At 31.4% G+C, this 22,035-nt stretch carries 17 protein-coding genes; 3 read left to right on the top strand and 14 right to left on the bottom strand.

The window, feature by feature from the left end; all coding sequences use genetic code 11:
• Positions 1-121: 121 nt before the first annotated feature.
• The 10 genes from M6G78_RS05480 to rpe (M6G78_RS05435) form a co-directional block, all read right to left on the bottom strand.
• A complete protein-coding gene (locus M6G78_RS05480; protein WP_253229831.1) occupies positions 122-1,432 on the bottom strand; it encodes a PTS transporter subunit IIC in 1,311 nt (436 codons plus the stop codon).
• A gap of 86 nt (positions 1,433-1,518) precedes the next feature.
• The gene (locus M6G78_RS05475; RefSeq protein WP_138268904.1) at positions 1,519-1,803 is read right to left on the bottom strand and encodes a PTS sugar transporter subunit IIB; all 285 of its coding nucleotides are present in this window, start codon (positions 1,801-1,803) and stop codon (positions 1,519-1,521) included.
• 276 nt (positions 1,804-2,079) lie between these two features.
• Complete coding sequence (locus tag M6G78_RS05470) at positions 2,080-2,460, bottom strand: hypothetical protein (protein ID WP_138268905.1); 381 nt, start codon at positions 2,458-2,460, stop codon at positions 2,080-2,082.
• A gap of 1 nt (position 2,461) precedes the next feature.
• Complete coding sequence (locus tag M6G78_RS05465; protein WP_138268906.1) at positions 2,462-3,223, bottom strand: SDR family NAD(P)-dependent oxidoreductase; 762 nt, start codon at positions 3,221-3,223, stop codon at positions 2,462-2,464.
• Positions 3,224-3,407: 184 nt separating this feature from the next.
• Positions 3,408-4,460, bottom strand: coding sequence for a zinc-binding dehydrogenase (locus tag M6G78_RS05460; RefSeq protein ID WP_253229830.1), 1,053 nt, complete (start codon positions 4,458-4,460; stop codon positions 3,408-3,410).
• 20 nt (positions 4,461-4,480) lie between these two features.
• Positions 4,481-5,155, bottom strand: coding sequence for a ribulose-phosphate 3-epimerase (rpe, locus tag M6G78_RS05455; protein WP_138268908.1), 675 nt, complete (start codon positions 5,153-5,155; stop codon positions 4,481-4,483).
• A gap of 1 nt (position 5,156) precedes the next feature.
• Complete coding sequence (gene rpe / locus M6G78_RS05450; RefSeq protein ID WP_253229829.1) at positions 5,157-5,840, bottom strand: ribulose-phosphate 3-epimerase; 684 nt, start codon at positions 5,838-5,840, stop codon at positions 5,157-5,159.
• A 142-nt stretch (positions 5,841-5,982) separates the two neighbouring features.
• Positions 5,983-6,462, bottom strand: coding sequence for an RpiB/LacA/LacB family sugar-phosphate isomerase (locus M6G78_RS05445; protein ID WP_253229828.1), 480 nt, complete (start codon positions 6,460-6,462; stop codon positions 5,983-5,985).
• Positions 6,462-7,535, bottom strand: a complete 1,074-nt coding sequence (locus M6G78_RS05440) for a galactitol-1-phosphate 5-dehydrogenase (protein ID WP_138268911.1) — start codon at positions 7,533-7,535, stop codon at positions 6,462-6,464. Before M6G78_RS05440 ends, M6G78_RS05445 begins: the two co-directional genes overlap by 1 nt.
• A gap of 31 nt (positions 7,536-7,566) precedes the next feature.
• Positions 7,567-8,214 carry a ribulose-phosphate 3-epimerase gene (rpe, locus tag M6G78_RS05435; RefSeq protein ID WP_253229827.1) on the bottom strand — a complete coding sequence of 216 codons (648 nt, stop codon included), beginning with the start codon at positions 8,212-8,214 and terminating at the stop codon, positions 7,567-7,569.
• Positions 8,215-8,459: 245 nt separating this feature from the next.
• Between rpe (M6G78_RS05435) and M6G78_RS05430 the strand changes: the two genes are divergently transcribed.
• Positions 8,460-9,404, top strand: a complete 945-nt coding sequence (locus tag M6G78_RS05430; RefSeq protein ID WP_253229826.1) for a TIGR01212 family radical SAM protein — start codon at positions 8,460-8,462, stop codon at positions 9,402-9,404.
• A gap of 130 nt (positions 9,405-9,534) precedes the next feature.
• Here M6G78_RS05430 and M6G78_RS05425 read toward each other — a convergent pair whose 3' ends face one another.
• The 4 genes from M6G78_RS05425 to M6G78_RS05410 all read right to left on the bottom strand — a co-directional run bounded on the left by M6G78_RS05425 (position 9,535) and on the right by M6G78_RS05410 (position 20,047).
• A complete protein-coding gene (locus M6G78_RS05425; protein WP_138268914.1) occupies positions 9,535-10,146 on the bottom strand; it encodes an SIS domain-containing protein in 612 nt (203 codons plus the stop codon).
• A gap of 247 nt (positions 10,147-10,393) precedes the next feature.
• Positions 10,394-18,379 (bottom strand): Cna B-type domain-containing protein, encoded by a 7,986-nt coding sequence (locus M6G78_RS05420; protein ID WP_253229825.1) that lies wholly within the window; start codon positions 18,377-18,379, stop codon positions 10,394-10,396.
• A gap of 702 nt (positions 18,380-19,081) precedes the next feature.
• A complete protein-coding gene (locus tag M6G78_RS05415) occupies positions 19,082-19,522 on the bottom strand; it encodes a hypothetical protein (protein ID WP_138268916.1) in 441 nt (146 codons plus the stop codon).
• A gap of 45 nt (positions 19,523-19,567) precedes the next feature.
• The gene (locus tag M6G78_RS05410; protein WP_138268917.1) at positions 19,568-20,047 is read right to left on the bottom strand and encodes a PTS sugar transporter subunit IIA; all 480 of its coding nucleotides are present in this window, start codon (positions 20,045-20,047) and stop codon (positions 19,568-19,570) included.
• Between the two features lie 312 nt (positions 20,048-20,359).
• Here M6G78_RS05410 and M6G78_RS05405 point away from each other — a divergent pair, with 312 nt between their 5' ends.
• Positions 20,360-21,058 (top strand): class II aldolase/adducin family protein, encoded by a 699-nt coding sequence (locus M6G78_RS05405; RefSeq protein WP_138268918.1) that lies wholly within the window; start codon positions 20,360-20,362, stop codon positions 21,056-21,058.
• A 95-nt stretch (positions 21,059-21,153) separates the two neighbouring features.
• The gene (locus M6G78_RS05400; protein WP_253229824.1) at positions 21,154-22,035 is read left to right on the top strand and encodes an MBL fold metallo-hydrolase; all 882 of its coding nucleotides are present in this window, start codon (positions 21,154-21,156) and stop codon (positions 22,033-22,035) included.

Here is a 22,035-nt window from a genome sequence, read left to right as displayed (position 1 = left end):
CCATAAGATTTTGTTTTTGCAATATTAATTTTCAAATTAAAAAGGGTCCTCAAACGAGAACCCTTTGGGTGTGACCAGATTAATTATTTAATAATGTACTTTACTTATTTACCAGTTTAAATTAAAGCATAATCCATTTAGCAATTAGGAATGGAATCCATGTAATCCATTGAGAACCTAAAGCGATACTTGTAATTTGTGTAGCGCCTTCAGGAACAGCAAGACCTGTGTAGCTTGCAAGACCTGTCATAACATCTGCTGCGATTGTAGAGAATGTTAGGTAAATTGCACACATAATGATTGTTTCAATAATACCTCTGAATAAGTTACCTTTGTTTGGTAATACAGCACATTGTACATAGAATACTAATGCAGCTAAGTCTGTTAATGGAAGAACTGTGTTCCATGGTAAGATTATAGCTTCAATGTAAATAATTGGAATAGCAAGTAATGCTAATGAAATAACGAATGGGTGACCTGTTGTTACGGCAGCATCAAGACCGATGTATAATTCTTTACCTGGGAATCTCTTTTCAAGGAATGATTGAGTCATTTCAGAGATAGGCATTAAACCTTCCATCAATAATGCAACCATTCTTGGGATAAGAACCATAACGGCAGCAATGTTCATACCATCGATTAACATTTGTTGAATACCTGAAGCGATAGTTGTACCAGCAGTTGTAAATTGAGCCAAACCTGAAAGAATACAACCGATAACAAATCCCATAATCATTGGTTCACCAAGAAGACCAAGTTTTTCAGCAATACCTTCACTTGTCCAGTGAATGTCTTTAAGACCAGGAATCATTCCGATTATTTTATCAACAGGATATGTAACGATACAGTTACACATAGATTGGATATGAGGTAATGAAATACCTTCAAGTCCGAATACTTCAGCACAGTCTGCTTGTACCCAGTCAGCAACGATGAATATAATACCCATCATTAATACTGCTTGACCGATAGCAAATACCCATGCTAATACAGGGTTAGCTTCTCCGCAAACTAAGATAATAGCTGATGCTGTAAATAATACATGCCAGTAATTCCAGATATCAACGTCCATTGTTTTTGTCCAGCCTAAAGCTATCATTACAATGTTTGTAATGATTACAGCAATAAATACGAATGGAACAACTTCTGTTGACCAAGCGATAACTGAACCAGCAGCCCAACCAACGTCAAATGCTGTTAATGGGAAGTTTAAGTTTTCAACTAGTTTTGCACCGATAACTGAAATTGCATTAGACATAATAGCTATAACAGCGTTAAGTCCAATGAAACCAACACCGAAAGTCATACCAGCTCTTAAAGCTTCACCAAATTTAGCACCTAAGATAAGTCCTAAAATTGTAAAGATAATAGGCATCATAACTGATGCACCCATGTCAATTATATAACTAAATATAGTTGTTACGACTTGCATTGTTTTTCTCCTTTAAAATTAAAATTGTTTGTTTTCTATGTTAAATATTCCCGCCTACGTAAATCTTCTTATAATACCTAATGAATTTAACTTTTTAATGTTTCCAATAATTCATCAATACATTCTTGTAACTTAATACCTGTTAAGAATGCCCTTCCATTAATTGTTTTGCAAGGGAATGTTCCAGGCAAATCACAAGTTCCTATTACCAAATCAGGTAATATTTCATTTGCTTTAGAAGCAGCATCGGCAGCTTTACACTGAACCGTTTTTACTTCAATATTATTTTGTTCGCAAAGTCTTTTTACTTTTTTGGCAACGACTGTAGAAGTAGCAATTGCTGTTCCACAAGCCACCAATATTGTTTTCATATCTAATCACCCCCGATTAAATCTGTAAGCGAAAAATATTCTAACCTAATTAATTATTTAATATTAAATTGTCAAGCATCTCGATAATCTATCGAAAGGTTTTCATTATTGTTACAATAAAACATCAATGAAACTTTGTTACAATAATAGTATAATACTTTAACTTTAATTTGTCAATAAAATATAAAAGTAAAACAACAAATTAAATTACGTTAATATATATTATCTAAAATCAATAATATTACTATTCACATAAAAATAGGGAGAATGTTCTCCCTATTTTATATAAAGCAATAAAAACATCAATAAAATAGCAACTACACTTACATAAAATGAAAATCGTGCCATAGATAGAGCCTGATCGACCTTTTTTTCTAACATGGCTATTCTTCTTTCCATTAAATCATAAATATCCAATGTTTGATTTTTAGATTTTTCAGCTTCTTCTTCTTTTAAAAGGTCTATGGGATTAATACCAACATTACCGCCTATTAAAGGAGCAAAAGCTCTTTTTCTTAAACTTTTCTTATAGCTGGCAAGTATTTTTCTTCTATCTTCTCCACTTGTCGAATCTAAATGAAACTCTTTATCTTCGTTTTTATTCTCTTCGTTCAAATTATCTTTTTCTTTAATATCTATATCTTTGTTTGTATCCATATTATACACTTAAGCTTCTTCCGCCGTCAGCAATAATAACTTCACCATGGATGAATGAAGGTGTATTTAAGAAGTAAACTATATCAGCAACTTCTGTAACATCCATAAATCTTCCTAGAGGAACTGAATCTTTTCTCTTTTGTAAAGCTTCTGGATCATCTTTGAATCTTTCAGCCATAAGTGGTGTCATAATTAATGTTGGAGCAACTGCATTGATTCTTAAACCTGTATCACCAAAGAATCTTGCAAAACTTCTTGTCATAGAAACTACAGCACCTTTACTTGCAGCGTATACAACGCTTCCGCCACCACCAGTAAATGCAGCTGTTGAAGCAACGTTAACTACTGAAGGAACTTGATCTTGTTCTTTAGCTTTAAGTAATAAGTCAAGTAAAGAAATAATCATATGGAAAGGACCGTTTACGTTAATTCCCATTGTTCTTTGGAATAAAACTGGGTCTAAGCTGATTTCTTTTGGATCTCCACCAGGACCGATTGCAGCATTGTTAACTAATGTTGTTAAATAACCGTATTCTTTTTCAACTAATTCAGCAACTTTTTTGCAATCATCTAAATTAGAGATATCGCATTTTACAGCATAAACTGTAGCGCCTTTTTCTTGTAATTCTTTTTGAGTTTCAATCATACCAGCTTCATCATAGTCTACGATGATAACTTCGTAACCTTCTTTAATAAATTTTTCACAAATAGCTTTACCAATACCTTTGGCTCCGCCTGTAATAACTACATTTTTCTTAGCCATTATTATTTCACTCTCCTAAACATTGTATTTTGTTGTCATTATTATATAACATATGAACATCATTGTCAATTACTATTGTAATTTTTATATTTACCTGATGACAATTGTAACGATTAAAACCTTTTTTATTATTTTGAGCAAATAAAAAAGGTGCTTAAAGCACCTTTTTTAAGTATTTATTTTACTATTTCATTTCTGGGTCAAATAATACTTTGAAACCTGTTACGTTAGCAGCTTTATTGAAAGCTTCTTCCCAATCTTCAAGTTTCATAACATCAGATACTAAAGGTTTAATATTGATTTTGCCTGCAGCAACTAAATCAATAGCTCTTCTCCAAGCTGTTGGTTTTTGAGAAAGTGTACCTTGGATTCTGATTTCTTTTTCTTGAATTCTACCTAAGTCTAAGTAGTCTGGAGATGGACCATGGAATACGCCCATTTGAGAAATTGTACCAGTTTTCTTAACGATGTCAAGACATGTATTTAATGATGGATAAGCACCTGAAGCTTCAACAACAACATCAGCACCATAGCCATCTGTTAAATCCATAACAAGAGCTTTTAAATCTTCTTCTTGTTGGTTTACACAGTAATCAATACCTAATGTTTTAGCAATTTCTAATCTGTGTTTATCTTGGTTGATACCTGTTAAGATAACTGTTGAGTTATTAGCTTTAGCAGCTAAAGCAGCAAGTGTACCGATTGGTCCAGGACCACAAACTACAACAACTTCATCACAGTGAGTAGTAGTTGTTTCTCTAACAGCATGGATACCACAAGCTAATACTTCGATTAAAGCACCTTCTTCAAAGCTCATGTTATCTGGCATTGGGATACAGCTTGTTGAAGGAACTTCTACGTATTCAGCAAAACATCCGTTCTTTTTAGAACCGATACCTAATCTTTCGATACATACGTTTGTGTTACCTACTGCACAGTTTTTACATTTACCACATACTTTGTATGTAGTCATAACAACAACTCTGTCACCAACTTTAACATCAGTAACATCTTCACCTAGTTTATCAACAACACCACAACCTTCATGTCCGATAATTACAGGAAGTTCACCTAATCTATCAGAACCAAATTTCCAGTAAGCTAAGTCTGTAGCGCAGATACCGCCTCTTTTTACTTTAACTCTTACATAACCTCTTTTAGGTTCTGGAACAGGGAACTCTCTAAGTTCAAGTTGTCTGTCTTCATTTAGGCATAAGCCTCTCATCATTTCACTCATTTGAATTGTACCTCTTTCTTTTATTTTACTGAGTCTTTCATTTTTTGAATAAGCTCTTTATAATCAGCATCATCACCTTTAAAGATAGATGATGTTCCTGCCACTAAAACATCTGCGCCTGCTTTTACGCAGTTTGGAATTGTGTTTTCATTAATATTTCCATCAACGGCTATCATTAAATCCGGATTTCTGTCATTTGCCATTTTTCTTATATTTTCAATTTTACCAAGAGTTTGTTTGATAAATTTTTGACCGGCAAATCCAGGAGAAACCGTCATTGCAAGAACAATGTCGATATCGTCGATTAAATATTCAAGTGCATCTTCATTTGTTGCAGGATTTAATGCAACACCTGTTTTTACACCCATTCTTTTAATATCTCTTAATACTCTGTGTATATGTATAGTACTTTCAGGATGAACGTGAATAAAGTCATTTTCATCTAAAATACTACATAATTTTTCAATATGTTTTTCAGGATGGAACATTGCAAGGTGAACATCGAAAGGAATTTTTGTTTTCTTTTTCATATGTTCAAGCATATATATACCCATAGCTATATTTTCAACATAATGCCCGTCCATCATGTCAAAATGAATCATGTCTGCACCGGCTTTTTCAAGCTTTTCAAGTTCCCATCCGAACTTCATAGGGTTACCACACATAATTGACGCTGATACTTTTAAATCATTCATCTTATTTGTCCTCCCCTACTGCTTTATGTATTATATCTTTCATTTCTTTTGTTAAAGGTTTATATAAATTTCTATCTCCTTTAAAAATAGCACTTGTTCCGCAAACATAAACATCTGCACCTGCTTTTGCACATCCAGGGATTGTTTCAGGTCCAATATTACCGTCTACTTCAATCAACAAGTCAGGATTATATTTTTCTTTCATTGCTTTTAAATCAGCAATTTTTTTGTATTGGTTTGGAATGAATTTTTCTCCTGAGCCACCAGGATTAACAGTCATAAGACAAACCAAATCAATATCTTTGATAACTTCTTTTAAAACATTTAAGTTAGTAGATGGATTCAAAACAACACCAGCTTTAGCGCCGGCAGCTTTAATAGCCATTATACTTCTGTGTAAATGCTTTACCGCTTCAGCATGAATACAAATATATTCTGCTCCGGTTTTTGCGATTCTTTCATAATAAGCATCAGGCTCAACAACCATTAAATGAACATCAAATATCATATCTGTATATTCTTTCATTGCTTCAAGCATATATAGCCCCATGCCTAAATTATTTACGAATTCACCATCCATTACATCAAAGTGGATCATATCCACGCCTGCTTCTTTAAGCGCATCTAATTCTTCACCGTATTCTAAAGCATTTCCGCACATAATCGAAGCTGCAATCTTATCCATAAATGTTATATCCTTTCATAAAATTTATACCCTATTATTCTTACATTATTATACCTTTTTTTAATAATAGGGTCAATAATAAAAACAAAATCCTAAAGAAAAGGCAATATGTCTTCCTTAGGATTATTGTCTTAAACTAAATTTATTTTGTACGATATTTTGCTTCCATTTCAGCCATTACACCAAGTCTTTCAGTAAATCTTGGTTCTTTTGAATATTCTGTTTCAATCCAAACTTTAGCTATTTCAGCCATCATTCTTGGAGCAATAACTCTAGCTCCCATAGTTAAAATATTTAGTTTTGTATCGCTTTTAGCAAATTTAGCTGTAAATAATTCGTTACATACAGCAGCTCTTGCACCTGGAACTTTATTTGCGGCAACAGACATACCGACACCGTTACCACACATTAAAATACCACCTGTTTCTCCTGTTTCATCATTAACAACTTCAAGAGCAACTTTTTCTGCTATTAAAGAGAATTGAACAGGAGGCTTAGGAGCATCAGGTCCCATATCAATAACCTTGATTCCCCAAGATTCTAATTCTTTTATAAGTAATTTTCTTTCTTCGATTGCTGCATGATCAGAACCGATTGCAATAGTTTTAAATTGACCTTCCATTATTTTTCTACTCCTTCTGGGAAGAACATAATCTTACCAAATAATGTTTTTCTTTCAAAATTAGCTTTAAATACTTCTTCGATATCATCAAGTGCATATCTATGCGTAATTATTGGACTATAATCGATTAATCCTTTTTCAAGTGCTGCTACGGTAGAAGTCCAAGGTTTCCCAGGGAATCCTTGTTGAATAGCATTCCAAGAACCATATACAGTAAGTTCGCTTCTTCCGATTTTTTCAAAGTATTCTCTTGGAATATTAACATCTCCGTAAGGAATGCCTAAGTATAATACTTTAGCACCTTTACATCCAAGACCAAGTACTTGAGCAGATGTGATTGGAGTTCCGCCTGATTCGATAACGATATCAGCGCCTCTTCCGTTTGTTACTTCAAGCACACCGTTTCTTGCTGAATTGTAATCATCTATTTTAGATAATACTACATCTGTAGCACCGCATTGTTTAGCCCATTCAAGTTTTTCTTCCATAATATCAATTGCAATAATTCTTTTAGCACCGAATACTTTTGCAACTAAAATTGAAAGTAATCCAATAGGACCGCAACCCATAACAGCTACATCATCCCCAGGTTGCATCTTTGTTTTATATAAACCATGATATACAACAGCTGTAGGTTCGATAACAGCAGCTTGTTCATATGTTACATTGTCAGGAATTGGAACAACGTTAACTTCTGGCATTGTAATATATTCAGCATAAGCACCGTCTCTTACGGCTCCGATAACTTCAAGTGTCATACATCTTGCATATTCACCTTTTTTACAATATTCACATTCAAAGCAAGGAAGAGCAGGACAAGCAGTTACTCTGTCTCCAGCTTTAAATTTAGTAACGCCTTCACCAACAGCTTCGATTTGTCCACTGAATTCATGACCAAAAGTAAAGATTCCTTTTTCAGGGAATTTTGGTCCGTGGCTACGATATCTTGATAAGTCTGAACCGCAAATACCAACAGCTTTAACTTTAATTAAAACTTCACCAGGTTTTGCTTCAGGTTTTGGAACATCTTCTAATCTTAAGTCTTGAACTCCATATAGTCTTGCAGCTTTCATTTTATTTCATCTCCTTATTAATTAAATAAAATTATTTATCAGCAGCTTCTCTTAAAGCTTGTAAATTCTTTTCAACGTCTCCTGTAAATGCGAAAGAACCGGCAACAATTACGTTCGCACCAGCGTCAACCAAAGATTTAACATTTTCGGTATTTACACCACCGTCAACTTCTATATCAATGTCCCTGTCTCCGATCATTTCTTTAAGTTCTCTAACTTTTTCAACCATACCAGGAATAAAGCTTCCACCGCCGCCACCTGGGTTAACAGTCATTAAAAGAACCATGTCAACATCATCTAAAACGTATTTAAGTACATCAAGTGGAGTTGCAGGATTTAAAACAACACCGCATTTTACTCCAAAAGATTTAATAAGCATTAAACTTCTGTGTAAATGAGTTGTAGCTTCCGCATGAACAGTAATCATTTGAGCTCCGGCTTTAACAATTCTTTCAATGTATCTGTCTGGTTCTCTAACCATCATATGCACATCAAAGAATAAGTCTGTATTTGGTCTAAGCATAGCGATTTGATCAGGACCAAATGCGATATTTGGAACATAGTTCCCATCCATTACATCAATATGTAACATTTCTACTTTACAGTCTTCAACAGCTTTAATTTGTTCGTTTAATCTACCGAAATCAGCTCCGAAAATTGAAGGTGATAATTTTACCATTTTTCTTTTCTCCTTTAATTATATTTATTTCTTATTACCAATTATTATAAGCATTTATGTAAAAATTTTCAAGCATTTTGCATTATTTTCCAAAAGAAAGAAATAATAATATTTTATACGATTTCATCCTTTTTATTTCGCGTTTTTTTTATTTAATTTATAAATTTTTATGATAATTTTATAAAAAACAATCATAAAAAAATCATGATATTGTAAAAAAAACTTTTAAATGATATCATATTTATATGAAAGAAAACATAAAAATAAAGTGGGAAGATAAACCTTATTACTCTTTTAATTGCATGTTAAAAGAAAGGTTTAACAGAAAAGTTTACAAAGTTTCAATTAACGCAGGAATGACTTGTCCAAACAGAGACGGAAAAATAGATACAAGAGGATGTATATTTTGCAGCAGAGGAGGAAGCGGAGATTTTGCGGGTAAAAGTAAAGAAAGCATACAAACCCAAATCGACAAACAAATAAAAATAATGCAAAACAAATCCAATGTTTCTGATTTTATTGCTTATTTTCAAGCTTATACAAATACCTATGCACCACTTGAGTATCTAAAACAAGTCTTTTACGAGGCAATAAATCATCCCAATATTGTTGCCCTTTCCATAGCAACAAGACCGGATTGTTTAGATGATAATATTATTGAACTAATAAGCTCACTAAATAAAATAAAACCCGTTTGGATAGAACTGGGACTTCAAACAATACACGAAAAAACCGCAGAATATATAAGAAGAGGATATGATCTTAAATGTTTTGAGAAAGCTGTAAACAAGTTACGAAAAGAAAACATAGATGTTATTGTCCATACTATTTTAGGACTTCCCGGAGAAAATAGAAAAGATATAATAGATACAATAGAATACTTAAACAAAAAAGATATACAAGGCATAAAACTTCAGCTTCTTCATGTTCTAAAAAATACAGATCTTGCAAAAGATTATATAGAAAACAAGTTTAAAGTTTATACCATGGATGAATATATTGATATGGTAATTGACTGTATTGAACATTTAAGAAAAGATATAGTAATTCATAGAATAACCGGAGACGGACCAAAGAAAATTCTTATTGCTCCTCTTTGGAGTGGAAACAAAAAGAAAGTATTAAACACTCTTCATCATGAATTTAAAATAAGAGAAGCATATCAAGGTAAAAAATACAATAAAAATTAGGTATTAAAAATATTAAAAATACATATTGAAATTTTCTTGTTTTATTTTTATAAATATAGTCATAAATATAAAATAATAAACAATAAAAAACACACTGCTTTTTGCAGTGTGTTTTTATTATATACATTAATTATTTTTCAAATTCTTCTTTTAATTTTTCGCCCCATGCGCCGCCTTGATGATAGAAGAGAACCTGCTCTCTTGTAACACCTCTTATTTCTTCACTTACCATCGCCAAAGCATCTCCCATTGCTAAAGTATTTGTTGTTGAAGTTGTAGCATTTACACCTGTTGGACAAGCTTCTTTTTCTACTCCTATATATAATGCAACGTCACATTGCTTTGCAAGTGTAGACTCTGTATTTCCTGTTAAACAAATTGCTTTTGCTCCAATTGTTTTTGCTGAAGGAATAACCAATTCCTTTAAAATATTTGTCTCTCCGCTGTTTGAAATAGCAATAATTAAATCATTTGGCTGAATAGCTCCGATATCCCCATTTTCGCAGTTGTAAGCACTTAAGAAAAATGCAGGCTTACCTGTACAACAAAGTGTTGCGGCAATTTTTCTGCTGATTAAACCTGATTTTCCCGTTCCTGTTAAAATAATTTTACCTTTACAGTCAGTTATCATTTCTACGGCTTTAACAAAGTTATCATCAAGAGAATCCATTAATCTTCCAAGTTCATATCTCTCCATTTCAATAACTTTTTTGCCTTTTGATATTATTTCGTTTTTTTCCATGCTAAATCATTCCTTTTCTGTATCTGTATTTATATAAATACATTATATCAATTTTGATGTTTTTTTCAATATGTTTCGATTAGTTTCAAAATGAAAATATTTCAAAGTATTTAAACTATATCATGATGCTCTCCAATAACAAAACAGCACAATAACTATTTTAATCAACAACCTTTTTATATATATTCTATTTTTATTTAAAATAAAAAGAAAAAAGAGAGACTATCCTCTCTTTTTTCTTTTTATGCTATTTTCTAAAACGTTTATCTCTGATTAACTTGCTGCTTACAATTCCAATTACCATAAATGAGCATAATACCAAGATTATGTATAAATTAATATTATTCATGTCCGAAGTTGCTGCACTGTCGGTATCATCGGAAGATTTACGTGTTTTGTCATCTATAACAACATCTCTGTAATTAGTTATAGTATAGCCATCATATGTTACCTTATATCCATCAGGGACCTCAACTTCTTTTACGGTATAAACAATTCTTTTATTTAATGAATTGTATTCAGGCAGATTTTCAAATACATATTCCCATGTGTTTGTTTTTCCTTTTAAGGTTGCTTCATTAACTTTTACATTATCTGCATAAAGTTCAACTTTAATATTCTTAGGACGCACTTTATCGTAATTATCCATATCATCCCAGACTTTCTTAATAGGAATATTTATGGTATCACTTAATGTATTTATAATATTATATCCATCATATGTTACAGCATATTCCTCAGGAACAACTTCTTCAACTTCATAAGTATATATATTTCCGTTATCATCTGTTGCAAGAAGTCCTTCAAACTTATATTCCCATTCATCTGTATCTGTATTTGTCCATATAGGAGCGGTATTAAGTTTAACTTTATCGCTTCCCTTTACGCTTCTATATATGTTAATTGTGATATCATAAGGTCTTGTGTTGTATTCATTGGAACTATCCTGCCAGATTTTCTTTCCGGTTATTTCTTTTTTGCCAATATTTGTTATTGTTGTTTTGCCTGCTTCATCATTATTTAGTATTCGATAATCATAATTTTCTATACTTATTCCGTCTATTGATAATTCTCTTGCATAATAAATATATTCATTACCGTTTACGTCATACTTAGGAAGAGAATTGAATGTTGCTTTTAAGTTAGTCTTTGTAAGAAGTACTGTCATTTGATTTGTTGTGCCGCTTTGCATTACAGGTTCACTATTGGAATCACCAATTTCACCTATTGTCCTATAAAGTCCTACTCTTACAATACCTTGTTTTGTGGAATCTACCCCATACCATACTTTTTCAACACTATAAGAAGTTGATTCGACATTTGTAAACTCAAACTGAGTATAACTATCTATGGAAACTTCATTTGTACTTTCTTGGATATATCCGCTTGGTACTGTTTCAAAAACTTTATATTGAGTATGCCCATTTGCATCAAGTTTACTTCCGCTTACAACAAGAGGTAAATCGTTCCATACAGCTCTCCATTCTTCACATTCATAATAAGGTTTTGTAGGATTGCTTACAGGATTAGCGGTTAAAGTTACTTTTGCCGGTGTAGAAAAAGACCTCCATGTTGTTCCATTAGAAGCAAGATATTTTACTTCTAATGTTACGTTTACTTCTTTTGAAGAAGGATTCCATTTCTTCAAAGCATAAACTTTTGTTGAATCAAGGGTATTTGTTACTGTATTGCTATTATAAGTTGTTGTATAAGTAGAGTTATAAGTATTATCTCCATTGTTTCCAACAATATCTTCATCTTTAACATGCCCGTCTGTTAAAGTGTAATTGCTGTCCAGTTCTCTTACCCTGTATTCATATTCATTTCCGTTTACATCAGACTTTGGAAGTCCGCTTACGGTTGTTGTAACACTGTTGTCTTCATCGCTATTAGTTCCATATATGGTTACAATCATATCTTTACTTGTTTGATTGCTTGCATATATTTCAACATTTTCCCAGTCACCCGCAGCAGATTTCCTTTGTACAATAAAGCTTGCCTGCCATGTATATCCGCTTTGAGATGTTTTTGGTCTTTGAGAATAAATATTGTTATTATCTCCTACCCAATTCTTCGTAAATTCAAAGCTCGTTGTTTCCAAACGATTATACATAACCCTTGTAGCATTATTGTTATATGTTGTTTCCGGTTGATCTTTTCCATTTGCCCAGTATGCCGGAGTAAACATTCCTCCGTTAAAGTTATAAATATAACCAGAGCCATTATTAGTTTCAACGACTGTTACTGTTGTAGGACTTGCTACACTGTCATCACTACCATAATGAATTGTTTTTTCTAAAACTCTGTACTGAAGCCTTGTAACTTCATTGTTTTGAGCATCTTTTTTTATAATAATTCTTGGTAAATTCGCATAACTTTTATTTACGCCCCATATTGTACTGTCGTTTATTCTTCCGGTTAAACTTCTATCAAATTGATAACCGTTAAATATTGCATTATAATTCGCTTCGGTTAAATTATCTTTAAAATATTCATAAGCATTTTTATAACTTTTATCCGAACTATCCATTTCGCTTACTTGAAGTTCAAAATCTACCGTAAGGTCATATCCTAAATAATCATTGTCTATTATATTTCCGTCATTATCTACCCAGTTTTTACTATATGGAATATTTGTTGTAATATTATTTGATAAATTATTCATAATAATATTACTGTTATCATTTTCTCTCCTATTTTCAGTTACTTTTCCTAAGTAACTATTACCGTCTGAAGGAGAAACGACATAATTAGAATCAGAAGAAAGAGTTTCTTTCACAACATATTTCCAAACCATACCATTCGGAGCATATTTCTCAAGTTCTCCCGTAACCTTGCCGGTAATTTCATAAGTCCAATTATTTTCGCTTTTTTGAGTCCAAGTTATTTCATATAGACTTTCATCAACCTTTTCTTCCGAAATAGAGTTACCCTGCCCTGGTTGTTCATTTGCATATTTATAAAGGGTAAGCTCAATATCACCAGGTCTAAATCCAAAAGTATCTTTATAATCATTCCATACTTTCGTCCCTCTTATATTAACAGTATCTCTAACATCATCAGGTGCATTTACAAATGTTGCACTTGGGGCAGGACCAAACAATGATTCACTTGAAGGATATAAATCTCCGGTTTCTATTCCGGCATATGTATCGGTTTTTATATTAGGAATATTTTCTTTTTCAAAATCTGTATTAACAACCCAGTTATCAATACCTCCAAGATAATTCTTATTTTCTTCCACTGAATAAACATATTTGGAGCCATTTGGTGCATATATGTCCAAATCTTCAAATAAAATTTCTTTTTCAAGAGGGTCTGCATCTGTTCCCGCATCAGGATTCAAACCAAGCAAATGCTTAGTTTCATACGCATTTTGAACTTCATTTGCCGTCCATGTCTTATACATAACAGCTTCTTTCTGCGAGGTAGTTCCGTCATTTTTCGTATAAGTACGGTATAGTGTAAATGTTACTCCAGGGAAAGCTTTAGGATCTCCGTTTTCATCAAATGAAAGTTCCATAAATTTCTTTATTGAAAGCTCGCCTTTTTTACTGTTATATGCATTTTCAACTAAATAAGTATGGTTATCTTTATTGTCAAATACATCTTCTATTGCAGGATTTGCACCGTCCGCCCAATAAATTTCGCTTTCTTTTAATTCATAAGAATATAGCTTACCGTCTTCATTGTATTTAGGTATTTTCTTTGCCTCTCCTTGACCGGCATATATAGTATCATTATTTGAATCTAAAGCATTTTCACCCAAATATAATACTTGGAATAAATATGAACCGTTTTTATATATATCTGACCATTTATCAACCGTTATTGTTGCTACAGGACTTCCATCCCCGCTTTCTGATGCCAGTTTTTGATACAAAGTAAATGTAACGCCAGGCAAGTCTTCATTTGGATAAGAAGAAGGTACTGCAGACCATATTTTCTGACCTTGAATTGTTAAATCAGAATATATTGTATTTTCAAATATACCGCCTTCAATTAAAGCATAGTTTGCATAATCAGATACGTTTGGCTTATCTTGAACATTTGATAAATCAAGCACATAATCTTCATACTCACTATCTACTTCATCTCTTGTTCCCAGGTATATAGATTGATTTTCTGCCTCTTCATCAACAACATAATAATTCCCTACCTGATAATCAAACTTTTTAAAATCTACATTAGTTCTTTCAACGGCATAATACATAATTTCATATCCCAAATCATCATATTTTGGAACATTATTAAAGAGTACTTTCCATTGATCAACAGGATCACTACCCTCTATATCACTATAAACCCATCTATAATTAGAAACATACAATGAAGTTTTTTCCTCAACATTTCCATTTTCATCTTTTTCATGAGTTACTTGATAAATATCAAGATACAAGTCCATTCTATGTCCGTTTTCGAACATATAATCATCTTTCCATACTTTTTCCCATGATAAAGTTTTTGAACCCGTTAATGCATTCCTAATGCTAATATCCTGTGTATCATTTGCAAAATGATCTCCGACAGTATACTCATCTGATGTAATAGATGAAGAATACTGACTGTATAATTCATATAATTTTGGATATTTATTCTTTATCGTAGAAAGTGCAACATATGTTCCGTTCGAATCTACCCAGACTTCGCTTATTTTATAACTTGCAACAGAACCGGATTTGTTATATTTAGGAAGATTAAAGAAATAACATTTACTATTTTCACCGTCTGCCCATAGAATTTTTTGTGTTGATGAAACATTATTTCCATTATTATCTTTTATGGCAACATAGTTATCAGAATTGCCTATAACAACACTGTCCGCATTATCAACACCGTTTCTTGTTATCTTATAATAAGAAGGATTATTGTCGGTTGCAAAATCAAGCTGAGCAACTAAAGAAAGAGAAACATTTTGGTTTTCTTCAATATTTTGTAATTCTTTTTGAATCTCACTTCTAAGAGAACCGTCTCCGTCAACCCATGTTTTTTCTACTGTTAAATTTATATTTCCAAGTCTTCTGTTAACGGCTTTATATACTTTTTCACCGCCTATTTCTTCGCTAGTATATTTTACGTCATATCTATGATATTGTGTCTCATATTGAATTGACGTATAGTTGGTATCACCTTCGTCATCATATTCATCCGGAGCTTTAGGATTATCATAGTTCGGAGTCTGTCCCTGATCCAAATAATATGTATCCAAAGGAATATTTGTATCCCCTACTTTTGTTTCCAAAATATAGACGTTCTCTTCATTTAAATTGCCTATACCGACATAATCATACCAAACACCATCACCCAATGTAACTTCATTTATTTTTTCATTGGTTTCTCTATTGTATACAGAAATTGTTACATTTTCTCTATGAGCAATATCGCTGTCGTCTATCCAGCCTTTTGCAACAAGTATTCTATTTCCAGGTCCCGGTGCATTGACAATAGTTGATTCATATCCTTCTACTGTCCTTGTGGTTTCCATATCAGGTAAATAATCCTGATTTGCTTCTGTTAAGAAATATTCATACTGCATTCCTTCTTCATTAAATTCATCCAAAGGCGTTACCCTTACCATCCAAGGAGAAATTTCCTGTGCATATATTCCAAGATTAGCATTTACCAAAGTTTTATCAGTATCGACAACACCGTCCATTTCAAATACGGCAACGGGATCATCATATGTATATTCATTATTTAACATTTGATAAATATTAAACTTAATCTTTGCCCCTGCCGGAGCATTAATCTCATGCCCATCGGCATCATGCCATTTTTTTATCACATCATATTTTATTGTGTTTTCTATGGTATTGGTAACAATAGTATGCTGAGGATTATCCTCATCTATTGTCGGAGTTGAAAGAAATTCTATTTCCCTGTTATCCAATGTAAGGGCAAAAGTTCCGCTTCCGTCAGCATTTGCTTTAAACAGGTTGCTTCCGCCTGCTTTATATACACCGCTTTCAACCCATCTGTATTCAAGTTCCCTGCCTAGATTGTCGTATTTAGGCATAGATTTTGTTTTTGTGTCAGTCAAATTTTCTGCATAGAAATCATCCATTACCAAAGTCTGTGTCGTATTAATCCACGTTTGTGTGCCTTTTACTCTTTGTTGTAATGAGAATTCTACACTGACATCATCAAATCCTGATTGGAAAGATGAAGCTTCCCAAATTTTTGTAACTTCGGTTGAAACGGTTCCTTTTATTCTGTTTGTTATAACTCCGCCGTTATATATAAAATCATTATTATTTGCTCTATCTGAAGTGTTTGTAGTATCTTTAATTTCTCCGTTTATATCAACTCTGTCTGTAATATTTCCGTTTTGATCAACACTTCCAAAAACCTGCTCATAATTTCCTGCATTATCACCTTCAAGATACTCTCTTAAAACATAAAAGTATTCATATCCCTCAGCATCATATTTTGGCAAATTACGACTTCCATCTAATTCAAATATTAAAGTCTGCTCATCAGTAGCATTATTAAGCTTAATTTCAACCATCGTTCCATCATCATTTCTTACAACAGAAGCAGTTGAAAAAGATGTACCTTCACGATATCTCCATAATTGGAAAATACCGCTTGGTCTATCCTGTTTTGTTTCAGTCGTTCCATCATCAAGCCAAACTTTTTTTGCTTCATAGGTTTTCTCACCTGTTAATGTTAGTATTACAGTTCCTTCACTATATAAATTATCTATCCTAGAGCCATAGTTAGGAGAAGAAGAATTGTCATAACTTACAGACAAATAATCATCCTCATCAAAAGCATTTTCAACATAAACCTTGTTGTCAGCATTACCTGAACTATCAGGAATCTCTTCTATATAATAAGTAATTAAAGAGCCATCAATATTATATTTCCATGTATTATCAATAGCTAATGTCATACTGTCATCATCAGGATGATCTGTTAAATATGTGTTTTCAAATTCTGATAGAATATGCTCTTCATATCTTCTATTTTTTATTTCTATTACAAGACGGAAATCATTTAAAAGGGCATCACTTACTTCTTCCCAATGATCATTATCCCCCATTCTGGCAACACAAGTAAAGCGAAGGTCTCTAAGTAAAATGTAATACCAGCCTGTATTATCTACAGAAGGATATTCATTTTTATTTTCATCTGTTACTTCAACCATCGCATATCCGCTTACATCAGTCGGTATGATTTCCCAGCTTACATCATATGAAGTCTTATTTCCATAAATATCTTCATAGGTAACATTCGATGGTAATACACGGTTTCCTGCCGATATAGTATATACTCCAACACCTGTGTTATCTACAGAAAACTTAGGATAAGACTGTAGCCCCACTTCTTCCATATTGTCTTTGGTTAAAGTTTTATACGTTTTTCCATCAAAAGAGAATTGTAATATAGGCTGAGAATAGGAAGAAATATTAGGTCTGATTGAAGATTCGTTGTTGTTATCCACCCAAAAAATTTCTTTAGAAAAATTTGTTAAATAGCTATTTATTGTAACACTGTCTTCTATAGCTTTGTTTTCTAAACTTTCTGTTTCTTTTAAAGCTTTATTTTCTTTAATATCATTATTTAAATCTTCTTTTTGTTCTTCTTTGGTTATTGTAATTTTATTCGTATTTTTTTCTACATTAACGCCATCAATTGCCTCACTGCTTTGTCCCATTGCATTTACTACAATATCATTTTCATCAACGTTAATTGTAAAAGGAAGCGTTAAACTACTTGGCACATTAAATTTATATTGATAAGATAAAGAAGAATTTTCCTTATCAAGTCCAATCACCAAATGAACACTTTTATCTTCTTCCATTTTAGGAAGTATATTATTTCCTAAAGAGTCAAGTCCATTTTCGCTATTTTCTACTTCACTTTTAAAAGCATCTTCATTTAATTTCAATCCATCTTCTGATAATATACCTAAAGCAATTGCTTCATCATTTGTCAAAACAATCTCAACACTTACAGCATTAATATCTTTGACATTATCAGTATTAAGCTTAGCTTCAATGTTAAGTATCCCTTCTTGCGAAGAAGTAATTTCACTGTTTTCAAATTCCCAATCTACATATACGTCATTAGTGTCAACTTCTTCAATTACGTTAGAATCTTTTTGTCCATTTGTATCAAAAACATCATCTTGAACTTTCGCAAAAATACTCGAGGGCAATGATGTAAAAATAATTAATAAAGACAAAAAAACACAAAACAACCTGTCTTTCAATGTTTTCTTTTTCATAACCTTCCTCCATTTCCTGTCTTTTAAATAAATAAACGAACTAAAATATATCAACATGAACAAAATAAAGATAAAAGTAAAAACATTAAAATTTTATGTATAAAAATACATTTACAATATGTATGCATTTCCAGAATTTAAGCAACATATATTATTACAAATGAAATTTATAAACTTTGTCAGAAAATGTATACAAATTGTAACAAATAAATAATAATACATTTAAAATTTACAAAGTATTATTATTTATTTTTTTTGTCTTTTTTATTTAAAAAAATTTCTTTTATGTAATATATTTTATTTGTTCCATTATATATATATATTTTATCACAACTTTAAACGTTTAACCATAGTACGTTTTTTTTATAAAATGTACTATGAACATATTATTTGATAATATTTCATTTTTAAGTTAAATTATTATAGAACATAAAAATGTAAAACAAAAAATATTTTTTTCCCCATGATGATATAAAATTGTGAAAAAGAAATATTATGAAAAAAGTTATAAACTGTCAAAAATATTTTTGTTTGAACTTAAAAGTATTTATCTAAATTTTCATAAATCTAAATAAAAATTGATAATGAAAATATTAAAGGGGAAATATTTTTTATATTTCCCCTTTATTTACTTCATTTAAACAAAGCAGCTTAGACACATTTATATAATAGTGTATATCAGAAGTATCTGCTTTTATATATTTAATTTTTCTCAGATGCCATCTCTTCTTTTTTATTATTCTTAAACATAGTTACTATGGATTGTCTGTTTATTTTTAAATCTTCTTCTAAAGCTTGCACTGTTGGTTTTACAATCCACCAGCCTTTTTTAGAAGGTATTCTGTATTTACTTGGTAAATTAGGAACGTGTTCCACCCATTTATCATAAATTTGTTTTGATAAATCATCAATACTTATAGATGAATTGTTTTTAAGTATCTTTGAACTTTCAATAAATACAAAATCATTAAAATCTCTTGGTATCCATTTTTTCGCACAAACCGCACCATAAAACAGAACACAACCATATAAAAAGCCTATACATCCAATAATATATGTATGCTCAACTATCCATTCATAAATAAAATATAGATGTTCGCCAAAAGACATTCGCATCAGAAATTCTACTATTATTAAATACATTATACGTCTAACTCCTTCTTAAAGAGAATATTCTCTTATAACTTATTATGCTTCTTCTACTTGTTTAGCTAATTCGTCTTGAACGATTTTCATTATTAACTCTTTATCTTTAGATTCATAAATTGATTTTAATTTATCTTCTTGTTGAATTAGAGAAATAACTGTTTGTAACATAGCTAATTGTTGATGTGGTTCTTTTAATGCAAGCATAAATAAAATTGAAACTTCACATTTTTCACCAGCACCAGCCATTACTTCAAAAGTAACAGGTTTTTTAAGTGTAGCAACACAAATACTTTGTTTGTTTACATGTTCAACATCTGTATGAGGAACAGCTACTGCAAAATCTTCTACAGGTAGACCTGTTGCGAATACTTTTTCTCTTTCTTTTACAGCTTCGATATAGCTTTCTTTTACATAACCAAGATCAAATAATTTATGAGCAACTTGATCTAATGCATCTAAATTGCTATCAGCCTCCACATCGAAAAATATTAGATCTTTGTTAAATTCTAAATCTGCCATTGGTATCTCCTCCTTAAACTATCTAAATATAAATAGCTCTTCATATAATTATTTTAATTAATTATAAAAAAAAATTTTTTAAATGTCAATAAGTAAACAGTATACCCTTTTGAACATCATCTTTTAAAGTGCCTATATAAACGGTTTTAAAGGTTTAAAAATACAAAAAAATAACATTTTTATATTAAAGTCGATAAATTTAGTGTAACAAATGTAATGGTAAAAAAAATTTTGAACAAAAGTACTTTACAATTAAAAACAAATGTTATATAATAACGTTAAATTAATAAGAAACATATCCAGGAGGAAAAAATGAGTCAAGATATTCAACAATTAAGAGAAGCGATTTGTGATGTAGGACGTAAAATGTACGACAGACAACTTTGTTCTACAAATGATGGTAACATTTCAATTAGATTAGAAGATGGTAATTTCCTAATCACACCAACAGGTGTATCAAAAGGTTTCATGACACCAGACATGATGTGCATCGTTGACAAAGACGGTAACCTAGTAGAAGAAAATGGTCCATGGAAAGGAACAAGCGAATTCAAACTTCACTACAAAATCTATCAATTAAGACCAGACGTAAACGCAGTAGTTCATGCTCATCCATTATATGGTACAGTATTTGCAGCTGCAAACATGCCTTTAGATAAACCAATCTGTACAGAAGCTGCACTTAACTTAGGTGAAATTCCAGTAATCAAATATGGTTTACCAGGAACATTCGATATATGCGGAGATATTGAAGATTATATCGAATACCATGATGCAGTACTTATGAGATACCATGGTGCTGTTACATACGGTCCTGATGTACTTACAGCATACTACAGAATGGAAAGCTTAGAATTCATCGCTCAACAAGAATTTGCAGCAAGAGCTATGGGAATCGTTGAAAAAGCTACAATTCCTCAAGATGTTATTGATGAATTATATCAATTAAGAAGAGAAAAATATTCAGCTCCAGATTCAATGGGTCCTCACCACATTGCAAATAAAAAATAATTAATTTTGAATTAAAAGAAAGGCTTTTGCCTTTCTTTTTTTATTATTTAAAATTTTATGTTAAAATATCTATAATAAAAGTATAGAGGTTAATTATGTACGAATTAATAAAGCTTGGGAAAAACACTTACTATATAAAAAGCGAAAACAACGTAGGAATTTATAAAATAAATGATAATGAAATATTTTTAATAGACTGTGCGATGACAAATATCCAGGCAAATAAAATCCTTGAAATAATAAATAAAAATAACTGGGTATTAAAGGGTATAATAAATACTCATGCTCATGCAGACCATATAGGAAATAATAAAATTTTACAAGATAAAACAGGTTGTAAAATATATTCAAGTGAATTTGAAAGCCATTTTATAAAATATACAGTACTTGAACCAGCTTTTATTTACGGAGCATATCCACCAAAGAGAATACAAAAAAAGTTTTTAATGGCAACCCCTACTGAAAATTTATCATATAACCTAAAGGAAATCCCAAAGGGAATGGAAATAATTAATCTTCCCGGACATAGTTATGACATGATAGGAATAAAAACCGATGATGATATTTATTTTATTGCAGACAGTCTCTTCCCTATAGAAGCTTTAAATACTTACCATATCCCAACAATATATAACATAGAAGAATTTCTATATACTCTTGAATATTTAAAAACACTAAAAGGAAAACTTTTCATTCCAACCCATGAACAAGCATTAACAGACATAACTGAGCTTATACAAATTAATGAAAATAAAATAGAAGAAGAACTTGACTTAATATGTAAGTTTTTAAAAGTTCCTTTAAGCCTTAATATGATAACAAAAAAGATGTTTGATTATTATAATATTGAAATCAACTTTGTTGAATATAATCTTGTTGAGGGAACAATAAAAGCTATGTTATCTTATTTGATAGATAAAAAGAAAATAGATATAACTTTTAAGGATAATTTTTTATTATATAAATTGAGGAAATAA

This window comes from Anaerofustis sp. NSJ-163, assembly GCF_024135845.1.
Classification (GTDB): domain Bacteria; phylum Bacillota; class Clostridia; order Eubacteriales; family Anaerofustaceae; genus Anaerofustis; species Anaerofustis butyriciformans.
Note: the sequence above shows the minus strand (reverse complement) of the source record. Positions and strands in the feature narration are given on the sequence as shown.